The organism is Pollutimonas rozaliensis, from assembly GCF_048751585.1.
In the GTDB taxonomy this organism is placed as follows: domain Bacteria; phylum Pseudomonadota; class Gammaproteobacteria; order Burkholderiales; family Burkholderiaceae_B.
Genome location: NZ_JAZHOB010000002.1, coordinates 268,464 through 286,163, shown reverse-complemented (window position 1 = coordinate 286,163; position 17,700 = coordinate 268,464). Strand labels below are relative to the sequence as shown.

Annotated in this window: 13 protein-coding genes; 6 read left to right on the top strand and 7 right to left on the bottom strand. The window is 60.6% G+C overall.

Annotated elements, in window-relative coordinates:
- Window position 1: 1 nt before the first annotated feature.
- Genes V0R37_RS04590 through V0R37_RS04580 form a run of 3 tightly spaced genes read right to left on the bottom strand, consistent with a single transcriptional unit; the run spans window position 2 to window position 2,837 of the window.
- The gene (locus tag V0R37_RS04590) at window positions 2-1,132 is read right to left on the bottom strand and encodes a deoxyguanosinetriphosphate triphosphohydrolase (protein ID WP_420373369.1); all 1,131 of its coding nucleotides are present in this window, start codon (window positions 1,130-1,132) and stop codon (window positions 2-4) included.
- Between the two features lie 8 nt (window positions 1,133-1,140).
- Window positions 1,141-2,229 carry a 3-dehydroquinate synthase gene (gene aroB, locus V0R37_RS04585; RefSeq protein WP_420373368.1) on the bottom strand — a complete coding sequence of 363 codons (1,089 nt, stop codon included), beginning with the start codon at window positions 2,227-2,229 and terminating at the stop codon, window positions 1,141-1,143.
- Window positions 2,226-2,837: a shikimate kinase gene (locus V0R37_RS04580; RefSeq protein ID WP_420373367.1), complete on the bottom strand. Its 612-nt coding sequence runs from the start codon at window positions 2,835-2,837 to the stop codon at window positions 2,226-2,228. Before V0R37_RS04580 ends, aroB begins: the two co-directional genes overlap by 4 nt.
- A gap of 115 nt (window positions 2,838-2,952) precedes the next feature.
- On the opposite strand from V0R37_RS04580, the gene V0R37_RS04575 reads away from it, so the two are divergent.
- The 4 genes from V0R37_RS04575 (at window position 2,953) to V0R37_RS04560 (ending at window position 10,089) form a co-directional block, all read left to right on the top strand.
- The gene (locus V0R37_RS04575; protein ID WP_420373366.1) at window positions 2,953-5,391 is read left to right on the top strand and encodes a penicillin-binding protein 1A; all 2,439 of its coding nucleotides are present in this window, start codon (window positions 2,953-2,955) and stop codon (window positions 5,389-5,391) included.
- Between the two features lie 20 nt (window positions 5,392-5,411).
- On the top strand, window positions 5,412-5,621 hold the full coding sequence (gene lptM, locus V0R37_RS04570) for an LPS translocon maturation chaperone LptM (RefSeq protein WP_420373365.1): 210 nt from the start codon (window positions 5,412-5,414) through the stop codon (window positions 5,619-5,621).
- A gap of 51 nt (window positions 5,622-5,672) precedes the next feature.
- Window positions 5,673-6,941 (top strand): diaminopimelate decarboxylase, encoded by a 1,269-nt coding sequence (gene lysA / locus V0R37_RS04565; RefSeq protein WP_420373364.1) that lies wholly within the window; start codon window positions 5,673-5,675, stop codon window positions 6,939-6,941.
- A gap of 232 nt (window positions 6,942-7,173) precedes the next feature.
- Entirely contained in the window at window positions 7,174-10,089 is a 2,916-nt protein-coding gene (locus V0R37_RS04560) for a putative bifunctional diguanylate cyclase/phosphodiesterase (protein ID WP_420373363.1), read from the top strand.
- A gap of 11 nt (window positions 10,090-10,100) precedes the next feature.
- On the opposite strand, the gene V0R37_RS04555 is transcribed toward V0R37_RS04560, so the two are convergent.
- The 4 genes from V0R37_RS04555 to V0R37_RS04540 form a co-directional block, all read right to left on the bottom strand.
- The gene (locus V0R37_RS04555) at window positions 10,101-11,102 is read right to left on the bottom strand and encodes a GGDEF domain-containing protein (RefSeq protein ID WP_420373362.1); all 1,002 of its coding nucleotides are present in this window, start codon (window positions 11,100-11,102) and stop codon (window positions 10,101-10,103) included.
- A gap of 261 nt (window positions 11,103-11,363) precedes the next feature.
- A complete protein-coding gene (ccsB, locus tag V0R37_RS04550) occupies window positions 11,364-12,722 on the bottom strand; it encodes a c-type cytochrome biogenesis protein CcsB (RefSeq protein WP_420373361.1) in 1,359 nt (452 codons plus the stop codon).
- An 11-nt stretch (window positions 12,723-12,733) separates the two neighbouring features.
- Window positions 12,734-14,794, bottom strand: a complete 2,061-nt coding sequence (locus V0R37_RS04545; protein WP_420373360.1) for a cytochrome c biogenesis protein ResB — start codon at window positions 14,792-14,794, stop codon at window positions 12,734-12,736.
- 80 nt (window positions 14,795-14,874) lie between these two features.
- Window positions 14,875-15,576: a c-type cytochrome gene (locus tag V0R37_RS04540; protein WP_420373359.1), complete on the bottom strand. Its 702-nt coding sequence runs from the start codon at window positions 15,574-15,576 to the stop codon at window positions 14,875-14,877.
- Between the two features lie 154 nt (window positions 15,577-15,730).
- Here V0R37_RS04540 and yihA point away from each other — a divergent pair, with 154 nt between their 5' ends.
- Complete coding sequence (gene yihA, locus V0R37_RS04535; RefSeq protein ID WP_420373358.1) at window positions 15,731-16,354, top strand: ribosome biogenesis GTP-binding protein YihA/YsxC; 624 nt, start codon at window positions 15,731-15,733, stop codon at window positions 16,352-16,354.
- Window positions 16,351-17,367 (top strand): porphobilinogen synthase, encoded by a 1,017-nt coding sequence (gene hemB, locus V0R37_RS04530; protein ID WP_420373357.1) that lies wholly within the window; start codon window positions 16,351-16,353, stop codon window positions 17,365-17,367. The genes yihA and hemB overlap by 4 nt, the downstream gene beginning before the upstream one ends.
- The last annotated feature ends 333 nt before the right edge of the window (window positions 17,368-17,700 follow it).

The window sequence follows — 17,700 nt, the reverse complement described above, 5'->3', positions numbered from 1 at the left end:
CCTACTCCATACGGAAAAGCTGGCGGTGCTCACGGATGGCATACCGGTCCGTCATGCCGGCGATATAGTCGGCAATGGCCCGGGCTTGCGCCACCTCGTCGTCGCGCCGGTAGTCATCGCCAAGCAAACGGGGGTCTTCCAGGAAAGCCGTAAACAGTTCACGCACGATTATCCGCGCCTTGGTCGTCATGCGCATGACCCGGTAGTGCCGGTACAGGTTTTCCAGCAGGAAGCTTTTCAGGGCATCCGCCTGACGCCGCATCGAAGCCGAAAACGACGCGAGCGGCGGAGCCGCGCGCACCGCATCGGCGCTGTCGGGCTTATGCACGCCGATGTTCGCCAATGTGGTTTCCGTCAGATCCAGCACCAGGGTGTTGATCATCGAACGGATGATCTCGGCCACCAGCCGCCGCTTTTCCAGCGAGGGATACCTGCGCTTTACGTTGGCATGATGCGTGGCGAAGATCTCCAGCATCTGCAACTGTTCTATCGTGATAAGCCCAGAACGCAACCCGTCGTCGATATCGTGATTGTTGTAGGCGATTTCATCGGCAAGGTTGGCGATTTGCGCTTCCAGCGATGGCTGCGTCTTGTTCAGGAAACGTTCGCCCACATCGCCCAGCAGCCTGGCATGCTTGACCGAGCAATGCTTAAGGATGCCTTCACGCGTTTCGAAGCATAAGTTCAGGCCATTGAAGGCGGCGTAGCGCTCTTCAAGCTCGTCCACCACACGCAGGCTTTGCAGGTTGTGCTCGAAGCCGCCAGCCTTGGGAGCAAGCTCGCGCATGCAGGCGTTCAGCTCGTCCTGCCCGGCGTGCCCGAAAGGCGTGTGTCCCAGGTCATGGGCCAGTGATATCGCCTCAGTCAGGTCTTCATGCAGGCCCAGGTTCCGGGCCAGGGTGCGCGCTATCTGGGCCACTTCGATGCTGTGCGTCAGCCGCGTGCGAAACAGGTCGCCCTCATGGTTGATGAAGACCTGCGTCTTGTACTCGAGCAAGCGGAATGCGTTGCAATGAATGATGCGATCGCGATCCCGCTGGAATTGATTGCGGCCGATCGGCGCCGCCTCGGCATGCCGGCGCCCGCGCGTCTGCTGGGGGTGACATGCGTAAGAAGCCGGCGCCAGCATCATCGCCCGCCTTAGGCCGCCGCCGGAGCAGCGGTTTTCTCGAGGGTGCGCCGCACATGGTCCAGCGGAGCCGCCTGAAGGCGCGCCTGGCCGATTTCGGGCAAAAGGACAAAACGCAATTGGCCGCCCTCGGTTTTTTTATCGACCTGCATCAGGTCTATCCAACGCTCCGTACCCAGATCCGGCGGCTGGATGGGGCAGCCTATGGCCTGGACCAGCGCACGTACGCGTTCCACGCTTTCAAGGGGCAGGCCCAGGGCCAAGGCCGACAGTTCGGCGGCCTGCACCATGCCGCAGCCCACGGCTTCGCCATGCAGCCATTGGCCGTAGCCCATGCCGGATTCAATCGCATGGCCGAAGGTATGGCCAAAGTTCAGAATGGCCCGCAGGCCGGATTCGCGCTCGTCCTGCGACACGACATAAGCCTTGAGCTCGCAGGAGCGCTGAATCGCGTAAGTGATCGCCTGGGGCTCCAGGGCGCGCAAAGCCGCTGCGTTGTGCTCGCACCAGCCGAAAAACTCCGCGTCGATGATTAGCCCGTGCTTGATCACTTCGGCCAGCCCGGCGGAAACCTCGCGCGCCGGCAAGGTCGTCAAGACGTCGGTGTCGATCTCCACGGCTATAGGCTGGTAAAACGCCCCGATCATGTTCTTGCCCAGGGGGTGATTGATGGCGGTTTTACCGCCCACCGAGGAGTCGACCTGCGCCAGCAGGGTGGTGGGAACCTGGACGAATCGTATGCCCCGCATATAGCTGGCCGCGGCAAAGCCGCAGATATCGCCGACAACGCCGCCACCCAATGCGACCAGTACCGCCTTGCGATCCAGTTTATTGTGTAACAAGTTATCGAAGATCAGGTTCAGCGTCCGCCAGTCCTTATGCGCTTCGCCATCGGGCAGCTCGATGCGCAGCACGCGCTTGCCCGTGCGGGCCAGGGATTGCTCGACTCGCTGGGCGTAGTGCGATGCCACCGTCGGATTGGTGACGATGGCAATGGCCGTGGCATCGCCCGGTATGCTTTGCGCCAACGAGTCCAGGCGGCCCGCGGCCACATGAATGGGATAAGCGCCTCCGGGCGTATCGACCTGGACTGTGCTCATGGAAGTACCTCGTGTTGTTGAAGCATGGGAACAAGGACGCGCACGACCTGCGCCACCGGCATCACGCCAGTCTCGACAGTCAGATCGGCAACGCTTTCATACAGCGGCTCGCGCTGGGCAATCAGCTCGCTTATGCGCGCCTGCGGATCGGCGGTCTGCAGCAAGGGACGGCTGCGATCTCGCGCCAGGCGGCGAAACAGTTCTTCGGCGCTGGCGCGCAAATACACTACGACGCCGCGTTCTTTCAGGTAGCGCCGGTTCTGCGGCGACAGCACCGCGCCCCCGCCCGTGGCCAGCACAATGCCCCGTTTTCGGGAGCATTCGTCCAGGGCCGCCATCTCGCGCTTGCGGAACCCTTCTTCACCTTCGATGTCGAAAATCAAGGATACCCTGACGCCGCAGCGGGCTTCCAGTTCGTGGTCCAGATCCATGAACTCGCGATTCAGGATGCGGGCCAGATGGCGGCCTATCGTCGTTTTGCCCGCACCCATCATGCCGACCAGAAACACCGGCTGCTCGAAAGGCAGCAAGGTCGTTTCGGGTGGCTCGCAGGCACCGGCGTCGCGGACTCCCTGAATGGCGGGCTCGAAAGGTAAAGAATCATTCATTTGTGTATTATCCCACTTGCAACCTCGCCGCATGCCCCTACACTGCATTACTCGGTTACATTAACCTGATGCGCAAATCATAGTCTGATCACCGTTAGACTTAAAATCGCCCCTAATGAGTTCTTCTACCAATTCCCCTAAAAAAAATTCCGCCGCGACATCTTCGTGGATTGGCCGCTTTTTCCTCAAGGCTGCAATTTTTGCGGCGGGGCTGGGGCTGTGCGGCGCTTTGCTCGGCTCGCTTGCCCTGGCACTGGCCTGGCCCAATCTGCCCGATCTGAGCGCGATGATCGATTACCGGCCGCGGGTGCCCCTGCGCATCTACACGGCAGACAAGGTGCTTATTGGCGAATTCGGCGAAGAACGGCGCAACGTGCTGCGCTTCAACGAAATACCCGACGTCATGAAATCGGCCATTTTATCAGCCGAGGACGATCGCTTTTACCAGCATGGAGGCATTGACTGGATGGGCGTGGCGCGCGCGGTGGTTGCCAATCTGACGCATATGTCGAAAACCCAGGGCGCCAGCACCATCACCATGCAGGTCGCCCGGAATTTCTATCTGTCCTCCGAAAAAACCTATACCCGCAAGTTCTACGAGCTGCTGCTGACTTTCAAGATCGAAGCCACGCTGACCAAGGATCAGATTCTCGACCTGTACATGAACCAGATCTACCTGGGTCACCGTGCCTACGGGTTCGCGGCTGCATCGCGCACCTATTTCGGCAAGCAGTTGGCCGAGATCACGCCCGCCGAAGCCGCCATGCTGGCCGGCATTCCCAAGGCGCCTTCGCGCTTCAATCCCATTGCCAATTTCGACCGCGCCAAATCGCGCCAGGCCTATGTGCTGGGCCGCATGCGCAACCTGGGCTACCTGACCGAGCCCGAGTACCAGCAGGCCATGCAGCAGAAGATCATCATCCAGTCCGCGCCCGGCACGCCGGCGGGCGGCTACGCCATACACGGCGATTACGTTGCCGAACTGGCGCGGCAATTGCTGTATGGCGTATACCAGGACGATATCTATTCTCGCGGCTTCAATGTCTACACCACGGTCCAATCCAAGGATCAGGAAGTCGCCTATCAGGCGGTCAGGAACGGCATACTGGACTACACCCGCCGCGCGCCCTACCCCGGCCCCGAAGACACCGTGGATCTTCCGGCCGGCATCGAGAACACACCGGTTCAATTGGATGCCATTCTCGACGAGCTGCAGGAAAAATACCCTGACAATGGCGATCTTCTGACCGCCGTTGTGCTGTCGGCCAGCCCCACCAAGATCACCGTGGCGCGCACCTCCAACGAGATCATCGACGTCACCGACAAAGGAGCGCTGCGCATCGTGGCGCGCGGCCTGGTCAAGAATGCCAAGGACAAGGTCCGGATAGAACGCGGCTCGGTGGTCTATATCCACGAAAACGGCGATCACTGGGAAGTCATCAACCCACCCACCGTGCAGGCCGCGTTTGTGTCGTTGCGGCCACAGGACGGCGCGATCCAGTCGCTGGTGGGCGGGTTCGATTTCGAAGACGGCAAGTTCAACCGCGTAACCCAGGCCTGGCGCCAGCCCGGTTCGGCATTCAAGCCCTTCATCTATGCTTCGTCGCTGGAGCGCGGGCTCACGCCGGCCACGCAGGTATCCGACGAGCCCTTCACCCTGACCGCCGCGCAAACCGGTTCGAAGGCCTGGGCTCCCAAGAACTACGGCCGCACCTACGAACCCATGCTGACCATGCGCCAGGGCCTTTATAAATCCAAGAACATGGTGTCCATCCGTATCATGCAGGCGGTCGGCCCTAAATACGTCCAGGACTATGTCACCCGCTTCGGCTTCGACCGTGAACGCCAGCCGCCCGTCCTGCCCCTGGCGCTGGGCGCCGGCAGCGTCACACCCCTGCAATTGGCGGGCGCCTATGCGGTTTTCGCCAACGGCGGCTACCGCATTCCGCCCTATCTGATCGATCACGTCACCGACAGCAGCGGCAAGGTCATCATGCAGGCCAAGCCCACCATCGCCGGCGACGCGGCGGCGCGGGCCATCGATCCGCGCACCGTCTATGTCATGAACGATATGCTGCGCGGTGTGGCTACCTACGGCACCGGCGCCCGCGTGCATCGCGAACTCAAGCGCGACGACATCGGCGGCAAGACCGGCACCACGAACGACTCGCATGATGCCTGGTTCGCCGGTTTCACGCCCAAGCTGGTCGGCGTCGTCTGGATGGGCTACGATCAGCCGCGCTCGTTGGGCTCCAGCGAAACCGGCGGTGGAGCATCGCTGCCAATCTGGCTGGACTATATGCGCTATGCCCTGAAAGGCCAGCCTCAGACGCCACCCGGCCCCATTCCCGACGGGCTAAGCAAGATCGACGGCGAATTTTATTTCGCGGAATTCCCGCCCGGACAAGCCGTCGCCCGCGTGGGCTTGCCTTCGCCCAACGACATCCCCCTGGACGGCGGCGGCACGGACGGCATTACCGACCTGCTGAACCGGCTGACCGGTGGAAGCAGCCCGACCCGGCGCATACAACCGCCACCCGATGTGCCGTTCTAGACGGAAAATGGAGTTTTATCATGCAAGCGCCCCGCACCCCGACATCCGCCCACGCGGCACGCCGACTAGCAGCCTGTCTGGCTTTGCTTTCCATGCTTGCCGCCTGCGGCTACAAGGGGCCGCTGTACATGCCGCCTCCGCCAACCGACGAAACGCTTGCCGCTCCGCCCGCGCCTGCGCCGATTCCCGCGGCCGAGGCCGCCACGCCCGCCCCGATACAAGCGAAATAGGCTTCGGCCGCCCCAGCACAGCCTGACGAACCCATACCAATACTCACAACGATGACTGTAGCTCCTCATTTCCAATTCCTGAACGGTTCCCTGCACGCGGAACGCGTCCCCCTGGCCGACCTCGCCCGCGAACACGGCACCCCCTTGTACGTTTATTCGCGCCAAGCCTTGCACGATGCCTGGGATGCCTATCGGACAGCGGCCAGAGACCGCGATGTGCTGGTGTGCTACGGCATGAAGGCAAATTCCAACCTTGCCGTGCTCAATGAGTTCAAAAAGCTCGGCTCCGGCTTCGATATCGTTTCCGGAGGCGAGCTGGCGCGGGTGTTGGCCGTGGGCGGCGATCCCGCCCGCATTGTCTTCTCGGGCGTCGGGAAACAGGTATGGGAAATGAAAGCCGCGCTGGACGCCGGCGTCAAATGCTTCAATGTCGAATCGGAAGCCGAACTGCTGCGCTTGTCGCAGGTGGCCAACGACATGGGCAAAGTGGCGCCGGTATCGTTGCGCGTCAATCCCGACGTCGATGCGCAGACTCATCCTTATATTTCAACCGGCTTGAAAGAAAACAAGTTCGGCATCGATATCGACACCGCCCTGGCCGTCTACCAGCGCGCCGCGGCCCTGCCCGGCCTTGAGATCGTGGGAGTGGACTGCCATATCGGATCGCAGATCACCGAAGTCAGTCCCTACATCGACGCCTTGGGCAAGCTCATCGCCCTGATCGAATCGCTTGCCGGCATAGGCATTCACCTGAAGCACCTGGACCTGGGCGGTGGCATAGGCATACGCTATACCGACGAAACCCTGCTTTCACCCACAACCCTGCTGGACAAGGTCTTCCATGAACTGGACCGGCACGGCCTGGGCCATCTTCAGATCGTCCTGGAGCCGGGCCGCTCGCTGGTGGGCAATGCCGGCGTCCTGCTGACCACGGTGGAGTACCTGAAGCACAGCGAAGCGAAGAATTTCGCCATCGTCGATGCCGCCATGAACGATCTGATACGCCCTACGCTTTACGACGCCTGGCATAGCGTCGAATCGGTCAATCCGCGCGAATCCGATGCCGACACGCCCGCTTACGACATCGTGGGACCCATCTGCGAAAGCGGCGACTGGCTGGCGCGCGACCGCCGCCTTGCCCTACGGCAAGGCGATCTGCTGGCCATCATGTCAGCCGGCGCCTATGCCTTTACCATGGCCAGCCAGTACAACACGCGCCCGCGCGCCGCCGAAGTCATGGTCGATGGCGATCAGACATATGTGGTCCGCCCGCGCGAGACCCTGGCGAGCCTGTTTTCCGCCGAGATCACGCTGCCTTGACTCACGTTAGCCCTGGCGCTTGCCGCCTGTATAAAGAAACAAGCGAAGCAACCGTTAATATGCTGTAAGCCGAACGACTTATGCCTCGCGTCATACACCTGGGCAGATTCGACATAGGCGAATACCGCCCATGTCGTCGCGAACCAGGCGGCAGCAATAAAGTTAAGTTTTATGCTTCAGCGGCAACCTGGACGGGTAGTTTGCGGGCAAAAAAGGTCGGCCATCGTAGATCATGACGTTTTTAAACACGTTTTGCCATGCTTTTCCCAAGAAGCTCGCTAGCGCCTGCGGCCGGCTGGTCTATTATTTTTCCTTATATGCCGTGCCCGCCGGAATCGTGTTTTTCTCGGTGGCGGCCCTGCTTGTACTGAATAATCGCTATCCGCCCACCACCGGCACCCCGCTTCAGTTTCAAGTGTTCCCCGATCCGGGTTCCGCACATACGCCCGACACCGCATTGACCGCCCTGAAAAGGCGCGATCCCGTTTCGTCCGCCAGAGTCAACGGCCCCACGTGGTTCCTGGTCGACGTTCCGTCCGAGCCGGAGCTGGGCGAAACCGCCATCGACATCCCATCGCGGCTGACGCAGCACATTAGCTGTTGGAGCGCCTCCACCATGCGCTCGTTCGGCAGCGCCGACCAGGATCTTGCAACCGGATCCCTGCGCGCCTCGAAGCAAGGGTATTCCGTCATGCTCGGCCGCTCGGCGCTGCCGGCAAGCCTCATGTGCTTTGCGACGTTTGTCGACAAAGCCACTCTGACCGTGGATCTCTGGTCCATAACCGACCTGCGCAAATCCACCAGCCGCTTCGATCGCGGCGTAAGCCTGCTGGAAGGCGGCCTGCTGACCATCGCGCTGTTCATCCTGGTTATCGCCATCACCAACCGCGAATGGATTTACCTTTTGCTGGCCGCCTGGCTGGTCGGCAACCTGCGCCTGGGCGCCTTGGCCATGGGCTGGGATACCCAATGGCTGGGAAGAAGCATCCCGCTGGATTGGATGCCGTTCATCCGGCAGGTGACCGTCGCCTCTTACTATCTGCTGACCTATACATTGTTTACCCAGCTTTTCCGCGGCAGCCGCGGCGCCAGCTATCCCGCCCTGCTGCGGGCCGCTCAATGGGCCGGACTGGTACAGCTGGCTGCGGCATTCCTGCTGCCCTATGACCAGTTCAGGCCGCTGATGTGGCTGGTTTGCGGCTTTGGCATACTGGTGATGGCATTCCTGCTGGCGCGCACCGTCTACAAGACGCGTTCGCGGGTATGGATGTGGCATATCGTTTCCCTCAGCATGGCGCTATGCGTCATGCTGTCGGGCATTCTGCTGGTGGTTTTCGGCCGCACCCCGTTCGTCGATATATTCAACAGCGTCATCGCCCTGCTGCTTTCCAACGTGATGATCGCGCTAGCCGTCGCCGAACGGATGCGCGAGGACCGCAGGGAACGCATACGAGCCCAGACCGAACTGGTCAGCAACTATGCCGTTACACCCATAGGCATGTTTACGCTGGGATCCGATAACATTTTCCAGCGCGCCAATCCCGTGCTGGAGCAGATGCTGGGCTTTTCCCTGAACAGCGACACCGTCATCCATTGGACCGACTACTTCGAGGAACAGGACTGGCACAAGCTGTCGGAACAGACGCAGGCCGGACAGGAAGTCGAGATCAAAAGGCTGGATCCGTCCAATGACCCCGACCAGCCGCAGCACTTCGTTGTGCGGGCGGCCATTGCCGATGGCCGTATAGAAGGCTCGCTGCAAGACATTACCGCCCGCACCAAAACCATAAATCAACTGCGCTTGCTGGCGGACAATGATCCGCTTACCGATGTACTGAATCGGCGCGGCATAGAAAAAGCGCTGGATAAATCGCTGAACAGCCTTAAAGAGGGCGAACCCTGCGCCCTGGCCTATCTGGATCTTGACCACTTCAAGCGCATCAATGGGCTATTCGGCCATACCGCGGGCGACGAAGTCCTGAAGCAAGTGTGCCAGCGCATCAAGTCGACCCTGTCCGATTCGCAGCAGGTCGGCCGGATAGGCGGAGACGAGTTCATCATTCTGTTTCCCAACACCAAGGTTGGCGAAGCGCGCGAGACCGCCAAGCGAATCATAGAAGAGCTCAGCATGACCGCCTTTCACATCGGCACGCGCGCGTTTCAGATCAAAAGCGCGATCGGGGTCGTGGAAGTCAACCAGAGCATGAGCGCCAAGGACGCCATTTCGGCCGCCAACCATGCTTGCCGCGAGGCGCGCAAACAGCATCAAAGCGTGGTCGTCTACGAACAGGATTCGCAGGAATTGCTGGATCACACCGAAGAGCTGCGCCTGTTCGATCAGTTGGAGGGGGGCGATTCGCCGCGCGGCCTTTATCTGGAACTGCAGCCCATCATGTCGCTGAAAGATCCTTTGCAGTCCTTGAATTTCGAAGTGCTGCTGCGGGTGCGGGACTCCACCGGCGCATTGATTCCTTCCGGCAAGATCGTGTCGTCGGCCGAAGAAAGCGGCACCATCACCATCATCGATAAATGGGTGTTCTCGGCAACGCTTGAATGGCTGGCGAAACACGAAAAGCGGCTGAGCAAAACGCAGTTCATCAGCATAAATCTTAGCGGCGTGTCGCTCAACGACGATAAATTCATCGATGCATTCTTCGCGAATCTTGCGCACCACAGCCATCTCACCAAACGGCTTTGCGTCGAGATCACCGAAGGCGTCGCGCTGCAAGACCTGGACCGCACGCGGCAGTTCATGAAGCGCCTGCAACGCATGGGCGTGCGCATAGCACTGGACGATTTCGGCGCCGGCTATACCTCTTTTTCTTACTTGAAGGAGCTGCGCGCCGACGCCATCAAGATAGACGGCGCGCTGATAAAGGATATGCTGGCGAACGATACCAATATCGCCATCGTGCGCACCATCGTGGAGCTTGCGCGCAACCTGGGCATGAAGAGCATTGCGGAATGGGTGGAAGACAGCGCCACCCTGGAAGCGTTGCAGGATATGGGCGTCGACTATGTGCAAGGGTATATCGTGTCGAAATCGCGGCCACCCATAGACATTTTGAATGCCCTGACGATTACCGATTTGGTGTCGTCCCCCGAAACGCTGGCATTCATTCGCAAGACCGCGGCGCAAGCCCGCTGATAGAGCCCGCCTTATGCGGTGTAGGGGCTTCGGCCGGGCCGATTCCTTGCCGGTATCGGCTTTTTCCGTTTTTCGGCATACATGCGCTCATCGGCCAGGTGCATGGTTTTCTTCAGCGTACCGGCTTCCGATTTAAGCGCCATGCCTATGGATATCTTGATATCCTTTTGCGCAAGGGCCTGGCTTAGCCTGCCCATGAGCGATTCGGCGACCGCCGGCGTGGCATGTTGCACCACCACACCGAACTCGTCGCCGCCAAGCCGTCCGACGGAATCGGTACTGCGCAGCACCGACGAAATGGTCTGGGCGGTAAGACGCAAAAGATCGTCACCCGCCGCATGGCCCCGCGTGTCGTTCACGACCTTCAGGAAATCCAGATCCAGCATGACAATGGCGGCATCATCGTCCGTGCTGGAAGCCAGCGCATCGATATGCGCCAGGCGGTTTATCCAGCCCGCGCGGTTGAATACGCCGGTCAGCGGATCAATGAACGCATCGCGCTGCATTTCAATGACCATCTGCTCGGCCACATCCAGTTCGGCATGCAGGTTCACCACCAGCGCCATCGCCGCCACGCACAGGCTCAGGTTTTGCGCGCATAAAGCCAGTTGGGCCACCATGGGCTCGTAGGCAAGGCCCACCACGCAGCCCATGCTGTTGCCGCTGGATTCTTGAAGGCGGGCCATGATCAGATACCCCTTGCGCGGATCGGCGGGAACGCGCTTGGGCAGATGGAGGTGCTCCGTATCGGTGGTCGTCCTGTACTGGAAGCCGCCGACACATGCGCAATCGTGCCAGTTGCTTTCCAGAAGCACGCCCAGGGCTTCGGATGGAAAAGCGGTCAATGCCCCCCTTGCGGCCAATATGGCGCATGCATCGCCGTCTTGTCTTCCAACAAGCCAGCCGGCGATGGGCAAAAAAATCTGCAGTATGCCAAGTTGGGCTTCGAGTGCTTCGCTGGCCAGAATATTTGCCCGAGCCTTGATGCCAGGGCCTTCTTTGACTACCGACATAATTATTTTTTACAGCGAAAGAAGTTGGCCATGAGCGTGCAAATGCACGAAGTGGTCGCACAACGGCCTGAATGTCTCGACATTAAATTTTACAATATTCACATATATATGCCAGCATTATTTACGATCACGCTCGCATTCGCCGCTAACATGTAAGGCGGCGCAATGATCAGATACAAAACGCCGCGCCCCGGATCCTGAATGGGCCCGGGGCGCGGCGTGGTTGGAATTCTGTCGGTAGGGCCTGTAGAGCGCTGCGGCTTACAGCTCTCCGTAGGAATGCAGGCCGGACAGGAACATATTGACGCCAAGGAAGGCAAAACTGGTAACCAGCAAGCCGCCCAGGGCCCAATAAGCGGCCATCGTTCCGCGCAGCCCTTTCATTAGCCGCATATGCAGCCAGGCGGCATAGTTCAGCCATACGATGAGCGCCCATGTCTCCTTGGGATCCCACTGCCAGTATGTGCCCCAGGCATCGGCGGCCCACAGCGCACCCAGAATGGTGGCGACCGTGAAGAAGGCAAAACCGACCGCAATCGCGCGATACATGATGTCGTCAAGGATTTCCAGCGATGGCAGCTTGCTGGCGATGGGGCCGCGCAAGGCCAGGATGGAGCCGACGATAATCGCCCCTATCCCGAAATAAAGCATCCAGGTGGCGGAAAGCTCGCGGGAACCGAACACCATGGGTTCGGCGCACAGCACCGCGCCCAGCACGAACAGCGGGGCCAACTTGCCCCAGGAGCGGGTCTGCCCGTTCTCTTTGACCAGATAGGCGAAACCCACCATGGCGGCCAGCGAGAAGGTGCCATAGCCGATGAAGTTGGCCGGCACGTGCAGCTTCATCCACCAGCTTTTGAGTGCGGGCACCAAGGGTTGTATCTGGAAGGCATCACGCGTGAACGAATACCACAGCAGGAAGACCACGGCGGAGCTGATGACCAGCAGGACGAAACCGCCCAGCGCCCGGGTCGCATAGCGGCGTTCGTAATAAAGGTAGAACAGCGCGGTGATCAAGGCAAACAGCACGAATACTTCGTACAGGTTGCTGACGGGGATATGGCCGATGTCCGGACCTAGCAGATGGCCTTCACGCCACCGCACCAACAGACCGGTGACCCCGGCATACACGGCGCCCCAGGTCAGCACCGTGCCCAGCCAGGCGGCCGTCTTGCTGAAGATCCCGACCCAATAACAGATCATTGCCAGCACGAAAAGCGAACACATCCACAAGATGGCGGATTGCGAAGAAAACAGGTATTTCAGGAAAAACACGCTCTCGGCGCGCGTAATGTCGCCTTGCTCAAGTCCGCCCCCGCCGCTGTAAAGCCAGATGGCGAAAAGCGCGCTGGCCCCGGCGGCAACCATCAGCGTGCGCAGCGGCCGCCACAGCCATGCCATCCAGCTGAAGCCGGCCACGGCGCCGCAAAGGATGATCTTCTCGTAGTAGTCCATGCTTTGCTGGTAGTGCACCAGGACATACGCCGCGCCCACGGCCAGCGCCAGAAAGAACAAGATATCGGTCCAGTCGGGCTTGCCCCGATGGCCGCGCGAGTCGCCGCTGGCCGTCATGGACTCTTGCCACATCGGGGCGCTCGACGAAATAGTGGACTCGGACATAGAAAACCTCGTTACGTGGAGAGGCGCTTGAACGCCTCTTTGAAGCGATCGAACTCGTGATTGAAATCCAGAGTCCGTCGTTGCGATGTCATGGCCGCCATCAATTCGCTGCCCTGGGCGCTGGGCTTGATCCATATCCAGACGCGGCGGTCCCGGATGTAGAACATGGAGAAAACGCCTATGACCAGGAACAGGCAGCCCAGGTAAACCGTATTCTTGCCAGGACTGCGCGCCACCTGGAACACACTGGCCTCGATCTGTTCAAACCCCTTGAGCGTCATGAAAACCGGCGCGGGATAATCGGGCAGGTTGGCCAACGCCAGCAGGGACATCTGTATCCAGCGGTCGGCGGCCTCGCCCTCGGGGCCCTGGCGCGGCACAGGCGGCTGGCCAGCGCGTTCGCGCACGATGTCGCGCAATTCAAGCAAGGACAGCTGAATCATGGGCACGGCAAAACCAAGCACCTTTTCGCGATCCTGCTCGGGAACCCTTTCGATAATACCGTTAAATCCGGCTTTATAAAACGTTTCCAGGGCACCCTGGGCGGCCTTCTCAAGCAATGGACCCTGCAGATCGCCGTTGGCGTTCTTGGCGGCAAACCGGGCAGCAGCCTGCCGCACCAGCGCGGGATCGGCCAAAGCGGCCCGCAGATTCATGAACTCTACTACCGAATGGTCCGCATCAGCCGGAATCCTGATGTAGCGATAGGGTTGTGCGGCTGTTTCCCGCACTCCGGCCAGGAACACTTGGCTGCCATCGAGCATGATGGGCAGCATGTAATTCGTGAATTCGTGAGCCTGGCCGTCCCGGCCGATAATCCGGTATTGGACGCTGGGGCCCACGTTTTGCAGATGTTCGTTCTTTGCACCCGCCGCGCTGCCCGTGACCGCGGCGACATGATCGATGACGGCCTTGGGCTGCGGCTCGGCATCGCCGCTCATATTCTCGACATTGATTACCCTGAGGCCCGAAAATTCGACCTGCAAGGGTGCTTGGCTATTATCGCCGCCGACCGTTATATCGATGCTTTTCCCAACCGTGCCGTCAATGGCGAAAGGCCGGCTGGCCGCGCCCTCCAGGGGATAGCCGACCAATTGCAGCGTGCTGCCGCCATCGTCGAAACTGGACTGGTAAACCGTCACGCCTTTGTAGCGCAAGGGTTCGTTGACCTCGATGGTTTGGCTGAACGACTTTCCGGTATCAGGGTCGGTCACTTCCACTTCGCTCTTGAAGCTGCTGGGCATGCCGGTGGAATAGTAGTCGACCAAGAACTTGTTCAGCTTCAGGGTGAACGGCAGCGGCTGCACCAGCACCCCATCATCCACACTGACGATGCCGCTGCTGCTTTGCGCCCCTTCGGGCACCAGCATATTGGCCCTGAAACTGGGATTGCGCGCCGACAGCAAGCCGGACTCGGGCACCTCGGAAATCAGCATGTTCTGCGTGATGGGTTGCTTGCCGCCCAGCCAGACCTGCATGCGCACGGGCAGCTCGCTATCCAGCAAGCCGCCTATGCAGATCACCACTATCGCGGCATGGGCAAAGATATAGCCCAGCCGATTGGCGCTGCCTTTCTTGGCGGCCAGCATCGCTCCGTCGCCTTCCTGCCTGACCTTGAACTTGTATCCCTGGGACGTCAGCCATTGCTGCATGCGCTCCAGGTTTTGCGCGGGCGCCGCCGGCGATGTGGCCTCGATCCGGTGATGGAATGAACGCAGGCTGCTGGCGCGGACGTATTCCCGGAATGACTGGGCGTCGCGGACCATTTTCGGCGCATTGCGTACCAGGCAGATGGTGGTCGAAACGACCAAAAAGGCCATGATAAGCAGGAACCACCAACTGTTATAGATGTGCCAGATCGAGAACTTGTCGAACAAGGCAAACCAGAACGGTCCGAACTGATCGATGTAGTTGCTGGCGGCCTGGTTCTGTTGCAGGACTGTACCGATCAGGCTGGCGACGCAGATGAACATCAGCAAGCTGACCGCAAAGCGCATGGAGCCCAGCAGTTCAATGACGTCTGCGCCAAGGCGGCGCGTGGAAGAAGGATGATTCACTGAAGCAGGCTTCATAAAAAAGGGGATGCCACCAATAGCGTCCCCTGTATTTTAGACTTGTCGCCACGGAAAGTATTCCGCGGCTATTCCGGCCATCAACGCAAGCCGGCGGCGTAATCGGCCACGGCGGCGATGTCGGCGTCCGACATGCGGTCGGCGATTTCATGCATGATGGTGTTGTTGGCACGGTCGCCGCTACGGAACAACTTGAGCTGCTCGGCAATATAGGCCGGATGCTGGCCGGACAGGCGGGGGAAGGCGCCAGGAACGCCAGCGCCGTTGGGCGAGTGGCAGCCGGCACAGGCGGGAACCTTGCGGTCTGGCAGGCCCCCGCGCCAGATATGCTGGCCGCGTTCCATGGTAGCCTCGTTGCTGGCATTGGCGGCCGTCTTGGGATCCAGTGGCTGCAGCGTCAGGTAATAGGCGATGTTCTGCCTGTCTTCGGCCGTCAGTGCGGCCGCGAAGGCGGTCATGACCGAATTGGCCCCGCCCGGGCCACGGCGCGCCGGCGGTGTCTTGTCGTCTTTGGGAGCGAAATCAACCAGTTGCTTCACCAGGTATTCATGCGGTTGGCTGGCCAGATTCGGATTAGCGGGGATCGTGCTGTTGCCGGCCGCGCCATGGCAGCTGGCACAGGCCAGGATGCCTCGCGCGGGGTCGCCGTTGGCGTACAGTTGCTCGCCCTTGGCGGCATCGGGCTTGGCCACGGCCACGTCGGCGGCATAGGCAAGTGAAACTACGGAAGACCCCAGCAGCAAGCCGCTGGCAACTACGATTCTGGAAAGCATACGCTTCATGAAGACCTCGACGATCGCTATTCGATCCGGGTGCCGTAGACACCACGATGACAATATCACTTCCACCCAAAGCAGGCTTCAAGGAAAATGACGCAACTGTTTCAAACCTGCGATTATACAATAGCGTTTAAATTAAACCGATCTAGGTAACCCTGTGTCCATTTTGCATCGCGCTTCATTCACCGTTTCCGCGGCCCGCCTTGACCAACTGCCGGCGCCCACGACGGCCGAAGTCTGTTTTGTTGGCCGATCCAATTCGGGCAAGTCGTCCGCCATCAATGTGCTGACCAATCAGCGCCGCTTGGCCTTTTCCAGTAAAACGCCGGGGCGCACGCGCCTGATCAACCTCTTCGGCATCCCCGATCCGGTCGAGCCCGGGGCCTTTCTGGGCTTCCTGGTGGACCTTCCGGGCTATGGCTATGCCTCCGTGGCGCGCGAGGCCCGCGAGGAATGGGCCGACGTCCTGGGCGGCTACTTGCGCAATCGTCCCTCGCTGGCCGGAATCGTCCTGCTTATCGACATCCGGCGCGGCGTGACCGAGCTGGACCGGCGCCTGGCCGACTGGATCGCCCCCTCCGGCACGCCCGTGCTAGCCCTGCTGACCAAGGCCGACAAGTTCCCCTACGGCCAGCGCATCAAGGCGGTGGCCGCGGTAAGAAAGGAACTGGCCGATATCGGCGCCCTTAATGCCATGCCGTTTTCCGCCACACACCGCCTTGGCCTGGATACCGCCACCGCGCAAATCGAAAACTGGATTTCTCCTAAGGTCGTACCATGACTTCTTTCATTCTTTCCGCCGACTTTCCCGCGGCGCGCCCGCGCCGCAACCGCCGTGATGAATTTTCCCGCCGCCTGGTGCGCGAAAATGCATTGACGGCGCACGACCTGATTTACCCGGTTTTCGTCATGGAAGGCCAGGGCATACAAGAACCCGTTCCCTCCATGCCCGGCGTGGTCCGCTATTCGCCCGACACGCTGCTCAAGGCGGCCGAAGAATGCGTGGCGCTGAACATCCCCGTCATTGCGCTGTTCCCGGTCATCGATCCCGGCCTGAAGACGCCGGACGGCAGCGAAGCCGCCAATCCGCAAGGCCTGGTGCCTCGCGTGGTGGCCTCGCTGAAGCAGCGCTTTCCAGAACTTGGCGTACTGACCGACGTGGCGCTGGATCCCTACACCAGCCACGGCCAGGACGGCGTCATCGACGAGGACGGCTACGTGCTGAACGAGCCCACCGTACAGATCCTGACGCGGCAGGCCCTGGTGCAGGCCCAGGCCGGCGTGGACATCGTAGCGCCCAGCGACATGATGGACGGCCGCATCGGCACGATACGCCAGGCTCTTGAGGCCGAAAAGCACATCTATACCCGCATCATGGCCTATTCAGCCAAGTACGCCAGCGCCTTCTACGGCCCTTTCCGCGACGCGGTCGGCTCGGCCGCCAATCTGGGCAAGTCCAACAAGTTCACCTACCAGATGGACCCGGCCAACCGCAATGAAGCACTGCGCGAAGTGGCCGCCGATATCCGCGAAGGCGCCGACATGGTGATGGTGAAGCCAGGTTTGCCCTATCTGGATATCCTGCGCGACGTCAAGAACGCATTCGGCATGCCCACGTACGCTTACCAGGTCAGCGGCGAGTACGCGATGATCAAGGCGGCGGCGGCCAATGGCTGGCTGGACCACGACAAGGTGATGATGGAATCGCTGCTGGCCTTCAAGCGGGCGGGCGGCGACGGGATTCTTACTTATTTCGCGATTGCGGCGGCCAAGCTGCTGAAGGAACGCGGTTAGGCGCTGCTTTGCCCGGCGGCGAACTACTGCGCCGCTTCTTGCACGGAACGACTGGCGAGGTTGTGCCTCCTTTGATTTCTTAAGCGGCAAGATTTTCTCGCCCAGCTTGCCCGGTTTCTTGAACGGCGCAGCTGGCAGGCCAAGGCCGTACTCCCATCGCTGCGGCTTGCTCAAAGGTCGTCCGGTCCCGGCCCGCCAGCCGCACATCTACTTAATGCAGCCTGTGGAGTGGCGGGGGCCGGGCTGCGGCGACTTTCGGGGCCGAGCGAGTCGCTCGCGAAGGGAGCCCGAATGGGCGGACGAGCTAGGCGATGCGGTGTTCGGCGCGCAGGC

Excerpts from the sequence above, each read along its gene's own strand:
- aroB (WP_420373368.1), bottom strand. The coding sequence starts at position 2,229 with ATGAGCACAGTCCAGGTCGATACGCCCGGAGGCGCTTATCCCATTCAT.
- V0R37_RS04560 (WP_420373363.1), top strand. The coding sequence starts at position 7,174 with ATGACGTTTTTAAACACGTTTTGCCATGCTTTTCCCAAGAAGCTCGCT.
- V0R37_RS04540 (WP_420373359.1), bottom strand. The coding sequence starts at position 15,576 with ATGAAGCGTATGCTTTCCAGAATCGTAGTTGCCAGCGGCTTGCTGCTG.
- lptM (WP_420373365.1), top strand. The coding sequence starts at position 5,412 with ATGCAAGCGCCCCGCACCCCGACATCCGCCCACGCGGCACGCCGACTA.
- hemB (WP_420373357.1), top strand. The coding sequence starts at position 16,351 with ATGACTTCTTTCATTCTTTCCGCCGACTTTCCCGCGGCGCGCCCGCGC.
- lysA (WP_420373364.1), top strand. The coding sequence starts at position 5,673 with ATGACTGTAGCTCCTCATTTCCAATTCCTGAACGGTTCCCTGCACGCG.
- ccsB (WP_420373361.1), bottom strand. The coding sequence starts at position 12,722 with ATGTCCGAGTCCACTATTTCGTCGAGCGCCCCGATGTGGCAAGAGTCC.
- V0R37_RS04580 (WP_420373367.1), bottom strand. The coding sequence starts at position 2,837 with ATGAATGATTCTTTACCTTTCGAGCCCGCCATTCAGGGAGTCCGCGAC.
- V0R37_RS04545 (WP_420373360.1), bottom strand. The coding sequence starts at position 14,794 with ATGAAGCCTGCTTCAGTGAATCATCCTTCTTCCACGCGCCGCCTTGGC.
- V0R37_RS04555 (WP_420373362.1), bottom strand. The coding sequence starts at position 11,102 with ATGTCGGTAGTCAAAGAAGGCCCTGGCATCAAGGCTCGGGCAAATATT.
- V0R37_RS04590 (WP_420373369.1), bottom strand. The coding sequence starts at position 1,132 with ATGATGCTGGCGCCGGCTTCTTACGCATGTCACCCCCAGCAGACGCGC.
- V0R37_RS04575 (WP_420373366.1), top strand. The coding sequence starts at position 2,953 with ATGAGTTCTTCTACCAATTCCCCTAAAAAAAATTCCGCCGCGACATCT.